Here is a 21,809-nt window from a genome sequence, read left to right on the forward strand (position 1 = left end):
ATGCAAAATCGGAAAATGTGGAATCCTGTTTTGCCTCTTAGTATCGTTTTGTACCATCCTAGCGACAAATCCATAAGGCAGGCAAAAAATCAAGATTTTCCAAAAGGCACACTGAAATTCCACTTTTTCCAAATTTCGTTCTTTTCGGTTCGATTTTTGGAAAATGTGGAACGGAAGTTTGCCCCAAAAGGGCACAAGTAATTTTCCTTTTTCTTCGGTGAACGGACGCCCCAAATTTACATTAAGGAGCGTCAAAGAAATGCGAAAACAAGTCCAAAAAGAGCGCTGTACCAAAATCATGCTCACCAAATGCAAAGCTGTCTGTCACCTGTACGACAAAGTGCAGCTTGCCGCCGCGAAAATGCTGGATGCTGAACCGGCGATTTTTCAATTTGAATGTAATGTTCCTATCCTCTGCAATAATATTCCTGTCAACGACTTGAATCTCCCCAGCGAAACCTACACCACAGATTTTGTCTTGCACTATGACGATGGACATACGGCAGTCCGTGAGGCTGTCTTTCAGTCTTATTTAAGCCGTCCCTCGGTTGCGGAAAAACTGGAACTATCCCGCCGATACTGGCAGCAGCAAGGCATCTCCGATTGGGGTATCATCATCGACAAGGAGGATACCAACCATGAGGAATCTTGACATCCTTGCCGCTGAAAACGGCGAGCACGTCCGTGTCCTGCTCTGTGGAGAAGAACAAAGCTATGTTGTCAGCTGCCAGCACTTTCGGATGCCGTACCCCGTTGCATCGGAATTGCTTGCAGAATTGCAGCCCGTTCCTGCCGAGGCGTACTCTGTTTTCGTTCTGGATGAGGACATCACTAACCGCCAGCGCGAGGGACGCAACCGCAAGCTCGACCTGATTGCGCCGCTGTTAGAGGATGCTTGTATCTATGATAAGTCCCACCGCAATGAGATTGTCCGCCAGATAGCTGCCGAGCATAATATTGCCCGCCGCACGGTGCTGCAATATCTTTGGCGCTACTGGGTATACCAAAGTAAAAATGCACTTTTACCCGCAGAGCGTCCCGCGCCAGAACAGCATGAGCTTACTACCGATGAAAAAGCCATCCGCTGGGCACTGAACAAGTATTACTACACCCCGCAGCGGCAGAGCTTGCAGACCGCCTACAAAATGATGCTGCGGGCGAAATACTGCGATGCACACGGCACATTGAAGCCGGAATATCCCACGTTCTGGCAGTTCCGCTATTTCTTTCGTAAGAACCGCGACCCCATCAGCGAGACCATCAGCAGGCAGGGACTTAAAGCCTATCAGCGCAATCATCGTCCGTTTACTGGCTCGGTCTGCGATTATGCACACACCATCGGCGTGTATATGACCGATGCCACCGTTGCCGACATCTACATCGTCAGCCGCCTTTCCCGCAAGCCCATTGGCCGACCTGTCATTTACACGATGGTCGATGCCTACAGCCGCCTGATTACCGGCGTTTATGTTGGTTTAGAGGGCGGGCAATATGCGCTGCGTCTGCTGCTTCAGAACACTTTTACCGACAAAGTCAGTTTTTGTCATCAGCACGGAATCGACATTGACCCACAAGACTGGCCGAGCCATCATCTGCCCACCAAAATTATGACAGACCGAGGCAGCGAGTTTGTGGCCGGGACATTGGAAAATCTGTGCGAGAGTTACCACATCGAGATTGAAAATCTTCCCGCGTATCGCCCGGATTTGAAAGGTGTAGTTGAAAAGCTGTTTGATTTGGTTCAGAGCGCCTACAAGCCCCTGCTTAAAGGCAAAGGTGTCATCGAATCCGATACGCAGGAACGCGGTGCGCCTGACTATCGCAGGCAAGGCACATTGGATTTGGAGCAATTCACGGCTGTCGTTCTTCGCTGTGTTCTGTTTTACAATTCAAAATCTGTACAGACAGGTTTTACTCGCACTCCAGCCATGATAGAAACCAACACACCGCCACTGGCTGCAAGTATCTGGTCGTTCTGTGAGGCGCAGGATGATTGTCCAGTAAAGGAAGCCACTGACAAGAAACTGCTCTATACGCTACTGCCCCGTGCTGAGGGAAAAATCACGCAGCGCGGTCTGGAAATTTTCGGCCTCCGCTTTTCAAACTGCACTTTTAAAAAGCGTTTCGTTTCTGCCGGTCTCGGTGGACGGGAAACTGTACAGATTGCCTATGCGCCGGAATGTATGGATACTGTTTGGCTATACGAAAATGGCACTTACTCGGCTTTTGATTTGGCTCAAAAAGCCTATTTTGGCAAATCGCTGGCAGAAATTGCTGATGCACAGCAGCAGGAAAAGATAGAACGTACTGACTGGAAAAAGCAGGAATTGCAGGCACAACTCGACCTCATGAGCGATATACAAGCCATTGCAGACGGCTCCGAACGTACAATGCCAGACCGCAGCAATATCAGCAGGCAGATACAACGCAACCGCAGCACAGCCCGCAAACAAGAAAGCGTATCGCTGATGGATTTACTGGCCGAGCAACAGGAGGATGATTTCGATGCACGCTGATTATGTCCCCAATCCGCTTTATGATAACAACCCGTTCATAGAGGCTTTGCCACCGATGCTGTCTGGCAAAGACTTGATTCGCGCTCTGGCGGTCATCCCACCCTATAGCGATAGTGACCGTGACCGCAGCACCGGGGAGCGCTTGCAGCTGTTGTCCTCTCTATACGAGTTTTACCAGCCCCTATCTATGACGATTGACCTGTACTGTGAAATCTACACTGCCATGCAGCATTGCTATGGACAATATTCAGTCCAGAGCGAAGCCGCCGCCATGCAGAATGGTTACTCGCTGATGCACGGCAATGCCCTTGCGGCATCCGTCGGCGGCGGCAATTCTTTTTCTGTCATTGGCGTATCAGGACTTGGCAAGTCCACCGCATTGCAACGCGTATTATCATTGTTCCCGCAGGTTATCGAACACACTTCGTATCACGGGCAAAATTTTTATTGCCATCAGATTCCGTATCTAGTCGTGCAAACCCCGCACGATGCGTCCATTAAAGCACTGATTTTGGATATTTACCTGCAAATCGACAGTTTGGTTGGAACCAGCTATCAAAAAGATGCCCTATCGCGCAGATTGAGCATTGATGTCCTTGTCAGCCAGCTCAACCAAATTGTACGGGTCAATCATATTGGCCTGCTGGTGATAGACGAATTGCAGAACATTGCCTATCGTAAAAGCGATGGCGGTATACGTTTCTTAAATTTTCTCGTTCACCTTATCAACGGGGCAGGAGTAAGTATCTGCATGGTCGGAACGCCTCGCGTCTTGCAGGTATTGCAACAGGAGTTCCGCTCTGCGCGGCGAACCACAGGGCTTGTCTATGACCGTCTACCCAATGATAAGGAATTTGCGTTGCTCCTGCATGGGCTGTGGCATTACCAGTACACGCAATATGCCACCGACCTGACACCAGAGCTTGCAAACTGGCTGTATCGCAAGACACAGGGCATCCCGGATATACTCGCCAAGCTCTTATATAATGCCCAAAAGCAAGCTATTCTTGATGGGCGCGAAAAGCTGGATTTAGAAGTCTTTGAAAGTGCATTTTTAAGAAACTTGGGGATGGTATCCGAATACATCAGTGAGCTTTCCACCAAATCCGTAGCCAAGCGGCAGACAAAGACCGCGCCGGAGGTATCCGTAGGTTCCGCAGCCCCCACCAAGATTGTTGGAAATGATATACGGGCGTTACTCAAAAAAGCAAAAAAGAACGGCGAATCACCTGTATCTGCTTATGCTGAGTATATCAAAGGCGAGGTGGCAATATGATTAGCTTCTTTCCCTCGCCGTACCCTGATGAACTATGGTACAGCGTCATTTGCCGCTACCATGTTCACAGTGGCAACTACTGTGCTAAGCACACCCTACGGCAGCTATATGGGGACAATTTCTGTGCTCCCAGTCTGATGCTCTGCGGGCCTATAAAGGCGCTGTTGGCACAGCTTCCGCAAGGTTTCTTGTCCGCAAGGGATGTTGTAATGCAGCACACATTTTTCCCATATTACGCACGATTTTTTCCCACACAGCGTAAGCGCTCCTCTTATGCCTATGTTGTCAATGGCAATCCATTAGCTGTACATCGAATGGGCATTTCCCAAGCCAACGGTAATCATTGCTCCGTCATGCGCTATTGTCCCGTCTGTTATCAAGAGGATTTGCAACTATATGGTGAGCCTTATTGGCATCGCAGCCACCAACTGCCGGATATGCAGATTTGCACCAAACATCGCTGCTGGCTTGTCGATACCGATGTCACATACAACAGCGCACGGCAGCAGGAACTATTTCCTGCAACATTTACTATGCAGCTAAAAAAGCTGCCAGCAGAACCCGTGCCGGATTGTCTGCTGGCATTAGATTTATTGCTACAAGATACTTTCGATTCCAATTTTGATTATAGGGACGGCTCTGTTTACCACGCCATCCTTGACTGCGCATTACGTTCCCGTGGCTGGCGTTCCCTGACCGGAGGTAGAACGTATGCCACTAAAATTGAAACTGCACTTTTAAGTCTATATGGCAATTATATTCCCACAGCCGACATATCCGCCAAGCAGCTGCACGCCACACTATGCAGCAAATCCGTTGCACCGCGATACGTTCTGCAACTTGCTGTCCTGCTGGAGCTGTCTCTCAATGACCTGCTCCACACGCCTGATGCCGTGCCAGACTATAAGGCCAAGATGAAAGCAATGTATCAATCAGGAGCCAGTATGTACCATATAGCGCAGTTATACGGCATGGATGCAAAGACTGTGGCAAGATGGGTGAAATAGCATATGTAGAAGAGTTGGCACAAGACTTTACTTACACGAGATAAAATATGACATCGTCTGCAGATTATCTTTTCTCGTTATAGACTGCATCCAAGGCGTTCCAGTTCCTCAAACACGCTTTTTTCAACCAATTCAAGAGCTGTAACATCTCCAATATATCCATACGGTATATTACGGCGCACAGCAATATCTTTTATCGGGTTATATTCTTTATGACCCATATTATCTGTTTTGAATAAGATTGCATCTGCATTATCAATCTGATTCTCCGCAGTTATTGATTTATCTTTCGTTACTACTACAGCTTTCGGAAACTTTTGTGCAAATTTTGTCATAATATTTTGGTGTCCGCCAATAAATACCACCTTCTTGCTTTCGAACACTTTTGTAAGGCATCCAACATAATCGATTTTAGGCTCTTCGGGTAAATCGATTTTTTCTGCTTCTTCCCTCTCGGGTATGGCGCGGCTCAGTTCCTCATTTTGGGCTTTCAAATCTTCTAGTTGCTTCTTTAAGCATTCAATTTCTGATTGCTGAGTTTCAACCTTTGATTGGATACTTGCGTAGCGATTACGAGCAATTTCTGCATTCTTTTCCGCCACTTCCAACCTTTTATGATATTCATCCAAAGTGGATTCTTGCTTTGCAATCAGTTCTTTGTCTTGTTTTATCCTCGTCTGACATTTTTTAAGTTCATTGTCTAGTCGCTTTCCTTGCGGATTAAAGAAATATTCACTAAGCGTCTCTCTTATTGCTTTCTTACATTTTTCCGAAAGAAACGTGTAGTAGGTTGCGTTAAACAGCGCCGCTTTATATTTATTCCGGATGTTTTCAGCTTCTTCTATAATTTTGTCGTCATATGTACTCTTTTCTTGCTGGTCAATTTCTTTCCATACTTTCTCAAGCGGAACAGCTCCATCATCAACATGAGCAGCTTTATAGGCAATAATGCTAATACTTGTTAGCATATCTTTCGTCAATGGGAATTCATCCATTGATTGTGAATTAAGTATTCCGCTGGAATTTAATGCTCCTGTAAGCGGAATTGTATACTCATCCACATCCGCTTTTTCTGCTAATGTTGTATATCGTAGCTTTCTTGCGTCTTCTGTAAATGTTGTGCTTAAGTTCTTTCCCGAAAATCTTTTACTGACAATCGTCTTCGTTAAATAATTATACCTTTCTGTATGGGATATACTATTCACTGAATAACTAGCATCAATTAGTTTAAGCGCAAAAAAAGCGTTTAGATATATGTCTTTGTAGCACTTTTCAAAGTTCTGATAACGAGGTGCGTAAGCCGCAAAGAAAGCTCTTGTCGGTGTATTGATAAGATTTTGTGTGAAAGCATTGTAAGCCACAAGGCATTTCTGCTTGTCGTCCCGTTCATCATTTTCAATTTGTCTGTAAAGGAACATCAACGCATTTTCGTCAATCGAAGGTAGTCCTTGCCTTTTGCTATTTTTTATATATAGTTGCATTACTTCATTTATGAAGTTCATTGGCTCATTCTTACAGTCATACAGTATGCACGCCATCATCACAACGGCATTTTTGTTTTGAACACTGTTAAGTCCCAAGATAAAGTGTAGTGGATATTTCCCATCACAGATATTCTTTATATAACTATCAACTTCATCCCTGTTATTTTCTCTGAATTTCTTTGCCACCTCCATACATTCCTTGCAACAATAAGAAAAGCATGCCATTCGTTCTGCATACTGAGTCATTAGGCTCTCTGGCGTTATCATAATCATTTTATTTTCATCGCCGTATTTGCTCATATTTATCTCCTAATCTTCACCTATTGCAGCTTAAGTATCGTTATTCTTCCATACTAATTTCTTCATCGCATACTTTCTAATATTGAAACCAACACATTGTAGATAGACCCTGGTTTTTATTTTTGTTTTCTCGCCCATCAGAATAGCTCAATATCTAGCAAAACAGCATATTCATTCTTTGACCTTTCACCTCAATTAGCCATTCTCTACCGTTTGCTGTTTCTTTGATTATACAATACATTCTCCCACATCATCATACCAAAATACGTCTCATATTTTTAGTGAATCTGTATATCACTTACGTTATTGGAGCTAGAATATTTCCCTTCCTCTAGCCACTTTCGGATGACCTATGCCTCAGCTTCTGCTTTTCCTGTAGTTTCTTTCCGCCTTTTCCCATTCTTACGTGCTTTCCGCTTCTCGTTGTATTCCGCTTGAATCATAAGAAAATCATCCATCAGAACCTTTTCCTTGTTGCGGTTTCCCTTGATAACCATAGAAGGGTTAATCCGCCAAACACAATCAAATTCCATCGCAACAAATCCTTTATCTGTAAGCGTATCCATCGCTCTCTGTACAGTGGCTTTCGAGCAACTTAAATTTTCTGCAATCTTTTTCATCGGCCCAGTATATGTATTATCACTGTTTCGCATTGCACACACCAAAAAATTTAACACCTCAGATTCTTTGCCGCCCAGCCCGGAAAGAGTTTCAAAAAACAAATGATACACTTTAATAAAATCGCTTTTTGCAGTATCCAGGCTTTCTGGTGTTGGATATTCTATCGGCAGGAATAACGGGTCATTGCCATTGCTATCGGTTATAATCCAGTCACTCAATGGGCGGCCAAGCAGTGAATCATACTTTGACATCAACCGTGCCTTAACAATATTATCGCCCTTTACCAGCAATCTTGGATTGAGCATCCAAATCCGCTCGTCATCAGTCTTAGCCAGCATATCATTTTCCATCATCTTTTTGAATGTTTTACGAACTGTTGTAACATCGCAACCCAGTTTTCTAGCAATGGTTTTATAGGCTCCGATAAACTCATTCTTTGTGGGCTGCGTTTTTTGCAGGATATATGCCACCACCTTGCTTTCTGCCGCGGAAAACGTTGAAAGCAGTTCAAAGAATTTTTTGTCTGCTTTCCAAAAATGCTTTGCCCCGTACTCGGCTTTGTGCTGCTCGTGCTGAAACTCTAATGCCTCGCCAGTTTTTGCATTCTCAAAAATGACAGTTTCAACGTCCTGTTTGCTCATTTTCTTCATTGTATTGCTCCTTGATACTTTAGGGGTGATTTCATGATACTTTGTGTATTTTTGGAAAATATTTCCTTTTCAAATATTTAATTATATGTCGTTATATTTCTACACTTTCCATTTCAAAAATGCCAAGTCTCTCATCTTATATCTTATATTGTCCAATGTTATTCATTTCATGAAATATCATTGAATTAAATAAGGAGTATTGCGGAAAGTTGCATCCTAACCCATAAATTTTCGATTTGTTTATCCGCTTTTCCTTATTTCCTCCTATATAAGTTCGCGCTTCGCGGGATAAATAGGAAAAAATAAGAAACAACTTATTACTCCCTATAAGTTCACGCTCCGCGGAGATGATAGGGAGAAAATAAGAGCTAACTGCTACATCTTTCATTATTTATTTCCTTCACATTAAAATTAAAAGTTTCCTCTTATCTTTTCCTATAAGTTCGCGCTTCGCGGTCTGCATAGGGGAAAAATAAGCTGTATCTTTGATGGAATCCTTTGCCTTATTGCTATGCCTAAATTCTTACTCGCTTCCATTGCAGTGTGCAGCTTTTTGCTCTACTAGTAATAGGTTATCTGTCCATTTTATTAACCATGTAGTCATTGATAGCATTTTACGTTCTGAACACAGCTTTCTGGCTGGCAAATGGTTTCATCTTATCTTGAAAGGAAGCAACTTCCTTATGTTTGGTGTTTTTTCCTACATTTCTAACGCCACCTTTCGTTATAGCCAAAAGCGTTGACTGCCATGCACTTTTGGGCGCTTGGAGCACTATAATTTAGGCTGAACCACTTCACCCAGAATATCTGTAGCGCAATGGTAGGTTGCTTTTTTACGTTCTGAACACAGCTTTCATGTAGGGCAGGCACTTCCCTCTTGTTCTGAAAGTTGTGCGTTACCTTTTCCCTCTGCATTTTTAGCGTTGTTTTGCTTGCAGCCCAAAAGGCAGGCTGTCATTTTCCCTATTGGCTGTGTGCTAAATCTTGGCGGGATGTTTCGTTCAGAACGTCAGCAACGTAACGGTAAGCTGCACTTTTACGTTCTGGAGATAAGCTACAGGCAGGTTGACACTTTCCCAAAAAGTTGGCACTGCTCATAAAGTTATCGCTTTGAACTTTGCAACCATTTTGCAGTTATCATCCATCACAGGGTTGCCGATGATGCGTATTATTCTTTTTTCAATGTACAAAAAAAGAGCCTGCACAAACATAAACTGCAATTCCGCAATAGGGATGCAATAAATTTTGTACAGGCTCTTTATTGGCCTATATTCAATTTTTAATGTAATCGCGTAAATTTTTATATACTCTTCGAGGTTACATATATATTATGCCTCGATTCGCACAGAATGTCACTATATTTTTTTGCATTATATTAGCCCAAAATATTTATCAAAGAACGCTTGCAATTTTGCAATAATTCCATCCTTTTTAGCCGTTCGGTTGCCGCCGCCAAAGCGCGAGACCGGCGGCAGGATGCGGTCAACGTCTGTGCCGGTAGTCTTTAACACACCATCGCGGAAAGAGTTATCCACAAACTTGCGCGTTTCGTCCGGCTTGAGCTTTTCCTCCGCAATAAGTGTATCAAGGTCGATTTTCTTTTGTTCAGTGACAAACTTTATCCAGTCGTCATCTACCTTGGTAGCCGTATTGATGGTCGCAATAAAGTTTTCAATCAAGTCTTTCTTGCTGCGCAGCTGCATACTGGAATCCACGGCCTTGCGGATGTCAACAAGGATTTCTTTATCCTCGCAGTTGCTATCGTGATACTTAGCAACCAGCATAAGGATATAGTCAATGTTGATTTCCACCTGACGGATAAGCTCCATCTCAAAAACTATATCGTCATTGATGACTTCCTTATCCGGCTTTGGAGTCCGCATTTCATGATAGAGGTCAAGATAGCGGCTTTGGTAATCTTGCATATCACGCGGGGCAAGCAGCTCATTGCCTGCAAAATCATCAAACGAGGTAAGGATATTCCTCATTCGCAGGATTGCGCCAAACAGTGCGATAAAATCCTTTTTGTTTTGGTCTCCAACAATCGGCTGGTCCAGCGGGAACTTTGCTTGCAGCTTGGCAATCAGCTCTTCGTAGCCATCATGATGTTTGCCGCCTTCATCATAGCCATCATAGTAGGCTTTATAATTTTTCAGCAGAACAACGCTGCCCGCTTCACTATCTCCAAATAGTGCTAAGGCCTCGTTGGTTTCTTCCTCCAAATTGCGGAAACAGACAATGTTGCCGTATGTCTTTACGGAGTTCAGGATGCGGTTCGTGCGCGAGAACGCCTGTATCAAGCCGTGCATGGCGAGGTTTTTATCCACCCAGAGCGTATTTAGCGTGGTAGCGTCAAAGCCCGTCAGGAACATATTAACGACAATCAGGATGTCAACCTCGCGGTTTTTCATGCGCAGGGAGAGGTCTTTATAGTAGTTTTGGAATCTGTCGGCCGAGGTATCATAATGCGTTTTAAAAAGTGCATTATAATCTTTGATTGCGGATTCCAAAAAGTCGCGCGAACTTGCATCAAGCTGGCTGGTATCGTCAGAATTTTCCTCACCCAGCAGGCCGTTAGCGTCTTCCTCGTCCTCGTTGGCGGCATAGCTGAAAATCGTTGCCACGCGCAGGCGCTTTGCTTCGGGCAAGTCCTGCATCTGGCGTTTGAACTCCAGATAATACGCCTTTGCCATTGCAATCGAACTGACCGCAAAGATGGAGTTAAAGCCCGACAGGCGTACACTGTCCTTAACTTCTGCGACCTGCCCGCGTGTCTTATCGGTTGCCACCGCCTCAATATTGCGCAGCGCACGGAAAGAATACGTCTTACCGTTACGTTTCGTCTTCTGGTCGAAATGTTCTAAGATATATTTGACGATTTCCTTTACGCGGCGCGGGTCGGCAAGTGCCTTTTCGGTGTCGATGGCCTTGACCTGCTTATCACCAATGCCTGCTTTGCGGTTGACCGTATCCACATAGTCAATGCGGAATGGCAGAACGTTGTTATCGTTGATAGCGTCAACAATCGTATAGGTATGTAGCGGCAGAACTTTCTTACCCTCTTTATCAGGCTCACCGCCAAATGCCTGCGGTGTGGTTTTCAGGGTAGGTTTGCCGCGCGTGCTGGCATTGGTTGCAAAAATCGGCGTACCCGTAAAGCCAAACAGGTGATAGTTTTTAAAATACTTGGTGATGTCCTCGTGCATATCGCCAAACTGGCTGCGATGGCACTCGTCAAAAATCAAAACAACGTGCTTTTGGAAAATCTCGTGTCCCTTATTGCGGGCAACAAACAGCGCCAGTTTTTGAATCGTTGTGATGATGATTTTATAAGTATGCGGATTGCCTTTGGCATCCCGGTCTTCCAGCTGGCGTTGCAGCACCTGCGTGGAGGTGTTGCCGTTGGCTGCTCCTTTTTCAAAGCGGTCATATTCTTTCATGGTCTGGTAGTCCAAGTCCTTGCGGTCTACCACGAACAGAACTTTATCAATATAGGGAAGATTGGACGCCAGCTGCGCCGTTTTGAAGGAGGTCAGCGTTTTGCCGCTGCCTGTTGTGTGCCAGATGTACCCGCCTGCCGCCAGTGTTCCCGTCTGCTTGTAGTTGGTTGAAACCTCAATGCGGGACAAAATACGCTCTGTCGCCGCAATCTGGTACGGACGCATCACCAGCAGCAGGTCTTCGGACGTAAAGACGCAATACTTCGTCAGGATGTTCAGCAGCGTATGGCGGGCAAAGAACGTGCGGGTAAAGTCCACCAAATCGGGAATGACGCGGTTTTTTCCATCCGCCCAAAAGGACGTAAATTCAAAGCTGTTGCTTGTCTTTTTGCTGCTCTTTCGGGTCGTTCCGGCGCTCTCTTTAATGTGGCTGTCGCGGGTCGTGTTGGAGTAGTATTTCGTGTTCGTTCCGTTGGAGATAACAAAAATCTGCACATACTCGTACAGACCGCTGCCAGCCCAAAAGCTGTCCCGCTGGTAACGGTTGATTTGGTTGAACGCCTCCTTGATAGGCACGCCGCGCCGCTTCAATTCCACATGAACCAGCGGCAGACCGTTTACCAGAATCGTGACATCATAGCGGTTATTATAGTTGCCGCTGTTTTCCACATATTGGTTGATAACCTGCAAACGGTTGTTGTGGATGTTCTTTTTATCCAACAGCGTAATATTGACCGTAGAGCCGTCCTCGCGGGTCAGGTTCTGAATGTTGTCCTCTTGGATGCGGCGGGTCTTTTCTTTGATGCCATCGTTCGCATTGGCGATTTTATCCTTAAAAAAGTTGTCCCATTCCTTATCCGTAAAGGTATAATGGTTCAGAATCTCCAGCTGGCGGCGCAGGTTTGCCACAAGGTCAGCGTTATCGTGGATAGGAAGATAGGCATAGCCCTGCTCCTCCAACATCTTGATAAATGCCTGCTCCAGCGCGGCCTCGCTCTGGTAAGCGTCAGAGCGTTTGCTTTGCGGTTCGTATTCTGTTACAACGGTACTTTCGTTGCTGGCAGCAACTACATTGTAAGTGCTCATGCACCCAACTCCTTAAATGTTAAGAGCTTGTCCCGATAGTATTCGTATTGCTTTTGCCGTGCCTCGATTTCGGCGGGGAGGCCGGTGGTGAGGTCATTGCAGAGGGTGTCAAAACGGTCAAGGATGGCTACAATATCGGATTGCTTTTCTAATGATGGGATTGGTAATTCAAGTTCTCGTACAATATCTGCATTTAGATTTTGTACTGCTCCTCCAAAAGAGGCTTTTTTCTTCATTTCTTGCTGAATTTCATTCGAGTTTAGCAGATGATACAGGTAATCCGGCAAGAGCCAGTTTTCATAATCGCTTATTGCTAACCAACCGTCATGAATACAGCCGTCTATTTTCAATATATACGGTCTGCCAAAACTCATCGAATTGGAGAGTATAAAGTCGCCTTTTTTGACGTATCTGGATTTTTCAGCGCCCTCTTTTGTTATCTTCTCTGCTGTACTTACGATATATTTTGTGTTTGGCTTAACATCGCCAATTTTTATCCAACAAACGCCATCCTTATCCGTAGTGATATAGCTTCGTATCGGTCTTGGCGATGCACCTCTAACGATAGTTGCAATCTCTCCGAAAGGCAAGGCAACATAGCCAAACACATACTGCAAAAGCTTAATTAGGCTTTGTCTGTCTGTCTGTCTGTCTGTCTGTCTGTCTGTCTGTCTGTCTGTCTGTCTGTCTGTCAAGATTATGTCGTCAGCCGCAGCAAACGTCAAGAGCATATCCCGATAATATTCATACTGTTTTTTACGGGCTTCAATTTCCGCAGGCAGACCAATGTTAAGGTCAGAACAGATGGCATCGAAGTTATCCAGCACTTTTGCTAAGCGTTCCTGTACTTCATACGGGGGTACGGGAATTTTATAGGCAAGCACCTTTTGAAAATCCAGTGAATCTACAGTTCCGCCCTGCTTTTTAGTCTTTACAAGGATGTCTTTGCCATTGCCTTGAATTACATGAAAAGCATAGCGAGGGTGTACATCGTTTGCCACCGACAGAATTTTAATATCCTGATTTACTGTTGTTTCAAACGGGATATATGCCACCGGGAATGTATGTTTTAATATGCCGGAACGGGTCACAATTGCAATGCTGTTTTCCGGATAAACCGTCATAGAGGCATCCTTTACCGCCCATTCGGTGATATGGTCTTGCGTATCGCTTAATGTAGAGGATTTCATATCCTTAGAAGAAATCCAAGGAATCGTTCCATCATTCCAATAGCGCGGTTCAGCCATAGATGGAGTCTTGCCGCCAGACCATTTTCCCAGTTCCGCCAGCGTTCTCCACTTTGTCTCAAATGTCCCCCCCCTGTGGACACCGAAGGTCAAAAGTGTATCGCGGTAGTATTCATACTGCTTTTTGCGTGCTGTAAGCTCCTCTGTAAGTTTCTCCGTAATCTCCGCTGTAAGCTCCGTGAAATTGTCAAGTATCTGAACAATTTCACGTTGGACAGGCAGCGGCGGAATTGGTATCTTGAACTTTGCAAACTTTGCCATATCAACAGAGGGAAAACTCGATATGTTTGTGTTATTCAGGCACCATTCATCTAACTTATAGCAGTAATAATAAACAAATTTAGGGTCGAGCTTTTCCTCATATTCCGGGCGGCGAACTAAGTAAGTAAATCTTTGATTTGCCAGTGATTCAACCGTTATCAGCGCATGTTCACCGATAGTCGCGGACGTTGCCACAATAATAGAGTTGGCGGGGAAAAGCTTTCCCTTAACCGCAGCAGGCGTAATATGTTGTGCCGAATCTGAGAGAATGTTTCCGTTTTCCCGAATGTCCTCCATGCGGAACCACGGTATTGTCCCACCCTCCCAAAATTCCGCTTTCGCTTTTGAGGGCGTGTATCCGTTCCTCATTTCAAATACACTTTTTAATTCCTTATACTCAACGCCATCTGGGCAAAGTTCTTGTATCAGCGTATCTAATTTAGTCATTTTGTCCACCATCACCCCAACGCTTCTTAAACGCTTCGCTTCGTTCGTCAAACATTTCTTTGCTGTTATCTTTTAGAATCGGATATACCATCCATTCCTTACCGGGAGTTTTGGACCTTTCCCAACAACATACATTGTTCCTTAAAAGTTCGATTATAAAAAGCACTCCCTTTGTTGTTGCATATGGTATTCCTTTTTTCTCACATTCGAGTGCTTTATATGTAGCTGCAAAAAGGTATGCCGCTTTATCTTGTATCGGGGTTTCTGTCAACGCCATAGAAATCTCAAATTTATTGCTATCAGTTTTGTCCACTTCACATGTAACACTTGACTCTGATTTCACATAAGGCAATTCAAATGCCTTTAATCTAAAATCTTCTCCTGCATACTTATACACCGGCTCATTTTGCTTTTTTAATTGTTCTCGAATTGCTTTCGTTTGTACAACAACAACTCTATCCCTTTCCGTATCCAAAGTTTCTGCGAAATAAAGTATAGCAAACGAGAATCGACTTGTATCAACCTTTTCCTCTATTAGCGCGACAATGTTATCAAGAATTGGCGTGTACCCTCGTCTTCCTTTCCTTGTTTTTCCATCACGCCATAAATATAAGTGGTCAAAGTCTCCGTGAATTTCCACCAAGAGTCCTAACTTCACATCATTATTGCCACATATATCACTTAGATTTTCCCAATATGCGTCAGTATGCTCTATGTGCTTTTTTAATCCGTATTCAAACGATGCAACAAAGTTTCCATATGTTGCTTTTTGTTCTACATCAATTTGATTTCTTAGTAATTCAGCCAAGTCATTCAATGTCTCTTGCGGCACAGGTTGTGCATTCAAAACTTTGTCCCGATGTTCGTGGTAAAATTCATTAACGTACTTTTGCTCGACTACTGCCGTTGATGCCACTGCATTCGTCTTCTTTTGTATTACATGAGCATCGACACGAAAGTGCTCAATACCAATCAGCACTTTCTTCCCGTTTGTTATCGGTGGACATAATACAACAAAATCAGGGCGGTCTCTATCCACTTTCTTAAAACCCTCCCGCAATCCAGCTTGAAGACTTTTAGCAAGCTTTTTTGTCCATCCGCGTTGTTTTAAAGCCAATTCAATCGCTTTGTTTAAACAAGCTTCTTCCGCCGCCCTGTTTCCCATCGTTTCCACCGCCTTTTTGCTTTTATCAAACGTTAGTGTATCTCATGCCTTTTACGGTTCCAATTTTATCAAGTTCTCTACTCTTTCTACAATTCTGTCTTTTTCCAGACCTTCAAATGCGTCTTTCAACGCCGCATATGCCATTAACAAATCATTTCTTCTGTCTTCTTCTCCAAAGCATTTTATCGATTGTGCTAAATCCATCCTATCTATTTGCTTATCCATTTCATTCAGTAACAATTTATAGCCATACATTTTTTGTAATAATTTTTCATATTCGCAAATAAATGACGCCATCTTCTCGCCCAGTTCTCTTGGAAATATCAACCGACTTTCCATTGCAAGTTTCTTCAATTCTTCCCTCTTCGTCAAAAATTCTTTGCGGGCCAGACTTGAATTTGGCCTCTGCATCGCTTCCATACATACTTCTAAATAAGAATTATTAGTCAACCAGAGAAAATTGACATCAACGTCAAATAGTGGGTTATCTTTCCGCGTTTCTCCGAAAATAACCCTATTTTCGTTATAAAGCTCATATAAACCATAAAATGTAAAAAAGTTATTTAGTCTTCTTTCAAAAAGCTGGTGCTTATTGCTCAACTTTATCTGACGTTGCGTTTGTACAAGCGTAAAAACTGATATAATTAAGGATATCACAGAAAATGCCATGCTTGACATGGTTTATCTCCTTCTTGTTCGTCACTACATTAAAGTTTCGGATAACTTACAACGCATTATCGGTTTATCATCAGTAGGCTTTTCTTTCAATTACTCTATGCCGAGTGGTTGTTGCATTTTTTATGCTAACCACTTTCCACTTACCTTTCAAGTGGCTGTTCTATCCATCACTCGGCCTCAATCTCCGCAATAATCTTATCAATCTCGTCACGCAGCACCTGTTCCCGCGCCACGATGCGCTTGATTTCTGCGTTCAACTCGGTAATGTTGATGACCTCGCGGGTGTCCTCCTGCTCCACATAGGTGGATACAGACAGGTTATAATCCTGTTCCGCAATCTTGTCGTTATACACAAGACGGCAGAAATAGTCCTTATCCTTGCGGTCAATGAACGATGCCACAATTTTTGCAATGTTGTCCTCGGTCAGTTTGTTATTGTTCGTGACCTTGACAAATTCTTTCGAGGCATCAATAAACAGCGTCTTGTTCTCTGCCTTGCTCTTTTTCAGCACCATAATGCAGGTTGCAATGCTGGTGCCAAAGAACAGGTTTCCGGGCAGCTGAATAATGCAGTCGATAAAGTTGTTATCAATCAAATACTGGCGAATCTTCTTTTCCGCGCCGCCGCGATACATGATACCGGGGAAGCAGACGATAGCCGCCGTGCCGTTGGTTGCCAGCCATGCCAGCGAGTGCATGATAAAGGCCAAATCCGCTTTGGATTTCGGGGCCAGCACACCGGCAGGGGAGAAACGCGGGTCGTTAATCAAGACCGGGTTATCATCGCCTTCCCATTTGATAGAATAAGGCGGGTTGCTGACGATGACCTCAAAGGGTTCCTCGTCCCAATGCTGGGGCGAAATCAGCGTATCCTCATGGGCGATATTGAATTTATCAAAATCAATATCGTGCAGGAACATATTGATACGGCACAGGTTGTAGGTCGTCAGGTTGATTTCCTGACCGAAGAAGCCCTGCCGGACATTCTCTTTGCCCAGAATCTTCGCCGCCTTCAGCAGCAGGGAGCCGGAGCCACAGGCCGGGTCATAGACCTTATTGACCTCGGTCTTGCCCACAACAGCAAGGCGGGTCAGCAGTTCCGAAACCTCCTGCGGAGTGAAGAACTCGCCGCCGCTCTTGCCCGCGTTGGAGGCGTACATACTCATCAGGTACTCATACGCATCGCCAAACGCATCAATCGTGTTTTCCTTGTATTCACCGAGCTTCATTGCACCGATGCCGTCCAGCAGCTTGACAAGCATTGCATTGCGCTTTGGCACCGTTGCGCCCAGCTTGTTGCTGTTGACATCAATATCATCGAACAGACCGGCAAAGTCGTCCTCGCTCTCGGTGCCCTTGGCCGAATCCTCGATATGACGGAAAACGGCCTCCATCGTCATGTTGAGGTTATCGTCCTGCGGCGCACGGGCACGGACATTTACGAACAATTCTGACGGCAGGATAAAGAAGCCTTTGGTCTGCACCAAGTCATCCCGTGCCTGCTCGGCCTCCTCGTCAGACAGCTTGGCATAGTCAAAATCCGCGTTGCCTGCCGCGATTTCGTCCGCGTTGATGTAGTTCGTCAGGTTCTCGGAAATATAGCGGTAGAACATAATGCCCAGAACGTAGGATTTGAAATCCCAGCCATCCACGCTCCCGCGCAGGTCGTCCGCAATCGCCCATATTGCGCGGTGAAGTTCTTCGCGTTCCTGCTCTTTTTTGTTATCCGGCATCGTGATTCCTCCAAATTTTAAGTACACTTTTTAACCCTATGTATATTGTAGCAAATACGCCATCCTATAAATCGGACTTGCAGCCAAAGATACATATTTTTATCTATTATAACGAAAAAGCGGGTGTATGTCACCCGCTTTTTGCTGCTATTTTTTGATTGATGGAAAGAATGAACTGTGACAAAAGAAAAAGAGGACGGTTGCCCGTCCTCCCAATCAATCATCATTTTCTGCTTTGCTTTCATCTTCAATAATTTCATGCTCAACGCCATTACCTGCGTCAAGCGCATCAATACCACGGCGCAGGTGAGCCATATTGCTTGCAGAATAAAACGGGTCTACAGCAATTTTAGAATCAAAATTTTCATTAAGCTTTTGTGACATATACAGCACCTCTTGCATAAAGTATATGCCCGCACCAATTATGTGTAAAGTGATTTTTATTTGAAGTAGAAATTTTTCCGCAGCCGGATTGCCCCATCATCACAGATTACAAAGAGGTCTTGTTCCAAGTGTGCAAGGTCAGCTGGCTTGATGATGGGCTGTGATTTCTGGTTTGGGTCTGTTGCCAGTAGGGAACGCTTCTCACCAATCATTTTGGAGAAATACTCCTGTGTTTCGGTATCCTTACAGCCGAGCAGAACAGTAAACTTAAAGTTGCCCAGCATAGCTTTCCGTTCATCTTTTCCGTAAATCATGTCAAGGTCAGCCAGCGATTGCGTCAGCACCATAATGCGGATGTGCCGCTTTCGCAGCTTGCGCAGGGCCTCGGTGATTTGCAGCTTGCCAAACGAAGCAAATTCATCCAAACAAAACAGAATCATTTTCTTATGCTCTGGCGGTCTGGATGAAAAATATTCCATCGACTGGGCCGTGATAATGCGCAGCAGGTCGCCATAAATTTTGAGCTTTTCATCAGGGATATAGATATAAACACTGTTTGTTTCCAGCGTAGCCGGGCTGATTGACTGCTCATAGCTGGCTGATTTTCGAAGTGCATTTTTAATTTTTTCGTTTGCGGCAAACAGTTTTAAGGCATCGTCTGCCGCCTGCTTGCAGCCTGCTGTATTCTGTTCTGACGCACCCACAAAAGAACTAATGAACATATTGGCAATCGGATTTTGTTGCTTTGCAATATCGTTCAGCAAACCGCGCCAATCGTGGCCGAGGAAAAACTCGCAGATTTGCACAAAGCCCCAGCCCATGCCATAGTAGCAGATAAGCGCTGCCGTTATCATTTTGCGGCCATTTTTCGTGAAAAAGATGCCTGCCTCGCTGTCGTTGGCTTTGTCCGGCAACAGCAGGTAGGCAAGTTGTTCCAAGCGTTCCTGCCGTTCGGTCTCATCCACCACCGCGTTGATTGAGGCAAACACGTCATACGGGATGCAGTTTTCCGCTGTCGGGTCAAATATGATTTTGTTCGGTGTTTTGACATTAGCTGAAATATCGCCGGAAATGTCTACCACCAGCGCTGTTCCCTGCCAGCTGCGTAGCGTTGGAATCAGCAGCGCACTGGTCTTGCCTGTGCCAGACGGCCCCATTACGAGAATATGCCCCTCGTCCTGTTCAGGAGAGTAGGCCAATAGGCTCAGTTTCTTGCCGAATAGTATTCCTCTTGCTTGCGCTGGCTGCCGATACGCAAGATTCTTTTTGGCAAATGGATTTGGCAGATGATTAACCTGCCCGCGCAGATACACCAACAGCAGCAGTATAACCAGTAGAATTACCGCCGCGCCATAAAGATAACAGCTGATAATCCATATAACTTGTTTCATGGTCGCACCTTATTAAAAGTGAAGCCCCTGCTCAATTTTGGATTTTCCAAAATATAGCGCAGGGCGTTCCACTTCCTGCTGGTACTCGCGTTCGGCTTTCAACTGTGCAACAGTGCGGTTGCCGCCCTGCCGTTTGGTTACGCCGGTCATAACGCGGGCGTCTTCCAGACCGTGCTCATTCAGGTAGCGTTGCAGGTCAGGGTGAAAATTGCGCAGTTCCCGGCGGTCCAGCACATCGTTCGCACAGATTTTATAGCCCTGCTCGTGCTTCGGGTCTTCGACAACGGGCACGAAACAAAAATGTAAATGCGGCTGGCCGCCCTCGTCATCATGGACGATGGCTTGCACGACATTTTCCTTGCCATAACGATTTTCTAAGAAATCGTATGTTGCGCAGAAAAAGTTATCGTAGCGCTCCGGGTTTAAATCCTGCGGAGCTGTCACAATCCAGCCAGCCATAACCTTTACATCATCGCGGTTATAGCAGTACAGTTCCGATTTGCGCTGCAAAAAATAGTCATACTCAGTCATGCCCCGGTCTGGGGATAGTATATAGTCCCGCTCCAGCCTTTTCGGGTCAATGTCATGGTTACTCGAATGTTCGATTTCTCGCCGGTTGTGGCGAAGTATATTGCGGACTGCGCCCGCACCAAACTTCTCGGCACACGCCATCATAATCATTCCCTTCTCGTTGGGGGCCATGCCCCATCCGATTGCGGCTTAAAATGTACTGCAAAAGCAAGCAGTACATTTAGTCTCCATCTGCTGTGTCATACAAGGTATGGCAGTTTCCCCGGAAACTCCCACCGCCCTTGCGGGCTTACCTTGCCAAAGGGGCGTGACCCCTCTGGACTCCCCGCTGCCGACAAGACCCGCTTGCCGTCAGTGAGGGGCTGCGGCCCCCATCGGGACGATTTTTCATCGTCCCTGCCCCTATAAGATTGGCGGTGCCAAGTTCTGCACTTCCACGCAGAGCATCAGCACCGCCCTTGCTGCGACCTGTACGCCTTACTATCGCAAAGGCGTGTCAGGTCTTATTTTTTTCTACCCGATGTACAGCACCACTGGCCCATTGCATCATGCTCAATCCCTGTAAGGAACTGCATGCCCTCAAACCAGTGGAACGCCTGGTTCGGCTCGCAACGAAACGCAAGCGCCGCCAGCACATCGTACACAGCCTTTTCGCTCCACAAAGTATCCCACTCTGCAAAAATGTCATCCACCAAACGCGCACCGTTAATTTTGCTGATGCCTCCAGCTGAAATCTGTTTGCCGAGAATATTGTAGACCTCAACAGCAGATTCCCACAAGGCATCATTCTCTGTAATGGTGCAGTTCTCTACATCCTCATGCAAATGGTACCGGGCAAAAAATCCTTGCAAGCGGTCTGCATCACGCACCGGGCGCGTTCCTAACGCTCTAATACCGCGCGTCATCGACTGCTTGATTTCCTGAGCTTCCAACGCTCCTTCTGTATGGCGTTGCAAGATAAATCTTGCCTCCGTGCGGAACGGTTCCGTAATCGGCAGAAACTGATTTTTAATTGCCATATTGATGATGTCTCCAATTTTCAATCCAAAGGTTTTGGTTGCCTCAGCGATAAGCATATCACTCTCAGCATCCGACGCAAAGAAACGTTTCATAATGTTTTTCCTCCTTTAAAACGTTCATAATTCAATACATCATGTATATATCGTTTAAAGCATGCACACGGAAAATATATACATTTTGTATATTCGAAATCGTTATGCGTGTGCTATAACGGTAAAAGGGATTTCCCTACAAATTTCATTTTCTGCAATTCGCAAGGATTGGCAAGCCAAAAAATGTTTTTTTGCAAAAATTATATTTTTGTTTTAACGCGTTATTTTTACTTTAAAAAGACTGATAAACCGCTGCGGCGGAGATTGAGAAGCGTGGCTCTGCCGCTCAAAAAAGTATATAAGCCCCCAGCCCTAAGTCAACAGACTTTCACGGCATATTCTCGCACTTTTGCGGGGAGTGCTGCGATATTCCATGTTCTGTTGACACCGGGATGGGGGCTTTACTTTTTCTTTTCGCCGGCAGGGGCCAAACCTGCAAACCGCTTCGGCGGGGATTTAAAAGTATACTTTTAAGACGAA

Annotated in this window: 16 protein-coding genes and 1 pseudogene; 5 read left to right on the top strand and 12 right to left on the bottom strand. The window is 45.2% G+C overall.

Annotated elements, in window-relative coordinates:
* The first annotated feature begins 259 nt into the window (after nt 1-259).
* Genes PG062_RS14205 through PG062_RS14220 form a run of 4 tightly spaced genes read left to right on the top strand, consistent with a single transcriptional unit; the run spans nt 260 to nt 4,799 of the window.
* A complete protein-coding gene (locus PG062_RS14205) occupies nt 260-652 on the top strand; it encodes a TnsA endonuclease N-terminal domain-containing protein (RefSeq protein ID WP_270752770.1) in 393 nt (130 codons plus the stop codon).
* A complete protein-coding gene (locus PG062_RS14210; protein ID WP_270752771.1) occupies nt 639-2,516 on the top strand; it encodes a TnsB C-terminal domain-containing protein in 1,878 nt (625 codons plus the stop codon). Before PG062_RS14205 ends, PG062_RS14210 begins: the two co-directional genes overlap by 14 nt.
* On the top strand, nt 2,506-3,792 hold the full coding sequence (locus PG062_RS14215; protein WP_270752772.1) for an ATP-binding protein: 1,287 nt from the start codon (nt 2,506-2,508) through the stop codon (nt 3,790-3,792). Before PG062_RS14210 ends, PG062_RS14215 begins: the two co-directional genes overlap by 11 nt.
* Complete coding sequence (locus tag PG062_RS14220) at nt 3,789-4,799, top strand: TniQ family protein (RefSeq protein WP_270752773.1); 1,011 nt, start codon at nt 3,789-3,791, stop codon at nt 4,797-4,799. The genes PG062_RS14215 and PG062_RS14220 overlap by 4 nt, the downstream gene beginning before the upstream one ends.
* Before the next feature lie 77 nt (nt 4,800-4,876).
* Here PG062_RS14220 and PG062_RS14225 read toward each other — a convergent pair whose 3' ends face one another.
* The 12 genes and pseudogenes from PG062_RS14225 to PG062_RS14275 all read right to left on the bottom strand — a co-directional run bounded on the left by PG062_RS14225 (nt 4,877) and on the right by PG062_RS14275 (nt 21,329).
* Nucleotides 4,877-6,583 carry a hypothetical protein gene (locus tag PG062_RS14225; RefSeq protein ID WP_270752774.1) on the bottom strand — a complete coding sequence of 569 codons (1,707 nt, stop codon included), beginning with the start codon at nt 6,581-6,583 and terminating at the stop codon, nt 4,877-4,879.
* A gap of 350 nt (nt 6,584-6,933) precedes the next feature.
* Nucleotides 6,934-7,854 (bottom strand): replication/maintenance protein RepL, encoded by a 921-nt coding sequence (locus PG062_RS14230; RefSeq protein ID WP_270752775.1) that lies wholly within the window; start codon nt 7,852-7,854, stop codon nt 6,934-6,936.
* A gap of 1,370 nt (nt 7,855-9,224) precedes the next feature.
* On the bottom strand, nt 9,225-12,380 hold the full coding sequence (locus PG062_RS14235) for a type I restriction endonuclease subunit R (protein WP_270752776.1): 3,156 nt from the start codon (nt 12,378-12,380) through the stop codon (nt 9,225-9,227).
* Nucleotides 12,377-13,111 (bottom strand): restriction endonuclease subunit S, encoded by a 735-nt coding sequence (locus PG062_RS15935; protein WP_408611419.1) that lies wholly within the window; start codon nt 13,109-13,111, stop codon nt 12,377-12,379. The genes PG062_RS14235 and PG062_RS15935 overlap by 4 nt, the downstream gene beginning before the upstream one ends.
* A pseudogene (locus PG062_RS15940) lies at nt 13,097-14,335 on the bottom strand (restriction endonuclease subunit S); the annotation flags it as partial. The pseudogene PG062_RS15940 and the gene PG062_RS15935, both read right to left, overlap by 15 nt.
* Nucleotides 14,328-15,509, bottom strand: a complete 1,182-nt coding sequence (locus tag PG062_RS14245; protein ID WP_270752778.1) for a hypothetical protein — start codon at nt 15,507-15,509, stop codon at nt 14,328-14,330. The gene PG062_RS14245 and the pseudogene PG062_RS15940, both read right to left, overlap by 8 nt.
* Nucleotides 15,510-15,551: 42 nt before the next feature.
* Nucleotides 15,552-16,178 (bottom strand): hypothetical protein, encoded by a 627-nt coding sequence (locus tag PG062_RS14250; protein WP_270752779.1) that lies wholly within the window; start codon nt 16,176-16,178, stop codon nt 15,552-15,554.
* Between the two features lie 167 nt (nt 16,179-16,345).
* On the bottom strand, nt 16,346-17,911 hold the full coding sequence (locus tag PG062_RS14255; protein ID WP_270752780.1) for a type I restriction-modification system subunit M: 1,566 nt from the start codon (nt 17,909-17,911) through the stop codon (nt 16,346-16,348).
* A gap of 216 nt (nt 17,912-18,127) precedes the next feature.
* A complete protein-coding gene (locus tag PG062_RS14260) occupies nt 18,128-18,295 on the bottom strand; it encodes a hypothetical protein (RefSeq protein ID WP_158538804.1) in 168 nt (55 codons plus the stop codon).
* A gap of 56 nt (nt 18,296-18,351) precedes the next feature.
* Nucleotides 18,352-19,686 (bottom strand): type IV secretory system conjugative DNA transfer family protein, encoded by a 1,335-nt coding sequence (locus PG062_RS14265; RefSeq protein ID WP_270752781.1) that lies wholly within the window; start codon nt 19,684-19,686, stop codon nt 18,352-18,354.
* 12 nt (nt 19,687-19,698) lie between these two features.
* Nucleotides 19,699-20,388 carry a plasmid recombination protein gene (locus tag PG062_RS14270; RefSeq protein ID WP_270752782.1) on the bottom strand — a complete coding sequence of 230 codons (690 nt, stop codon included), beginning with the start codon at nt 20,386-20,388 and terminating at the stop codon, nt 19,699-19,701.
* A gap of 332 nt (nt 20,389-20,720) precedes the next feature.
* Nucleotides 20,721-21,329, bottom strand: a complete 609-nt coding sequence (locus tag PG062_RS14275) for a hypothetical protein (protein WP_270752783.1) — start codon at nt 21,327-21,329, stop codon at nt 20,721-20,723.
* Between the two features lie 168 nt (nt 21,330-21,497).
* Between PG062_RS14275 and PG062_RS14280 the strand changes: the two genes are divergently transcribed.
* Nucleotides 21,498-21,803, top strand: coding sequence for a hypothetical protein (locus PG062_RS14280; protein WP_270752784.1), 306 nt, complete (start codon nt 21,498-21,500; stop codon nt 21,801-21,803).
* The last annotated feature ends 6 nt before the right edge of the window (nt 21,804-21,809 follow it).

Source organism: Gemmiger qucibialis, from assembly GCF_027689445.1.
GTDB classification, from domain to species: domain Bacteria; phylum Bacillota; class Clostridia; order Oscillospirales; family Ruminococcaceae; genus Gemmiger; species Gemmiger qucibialis.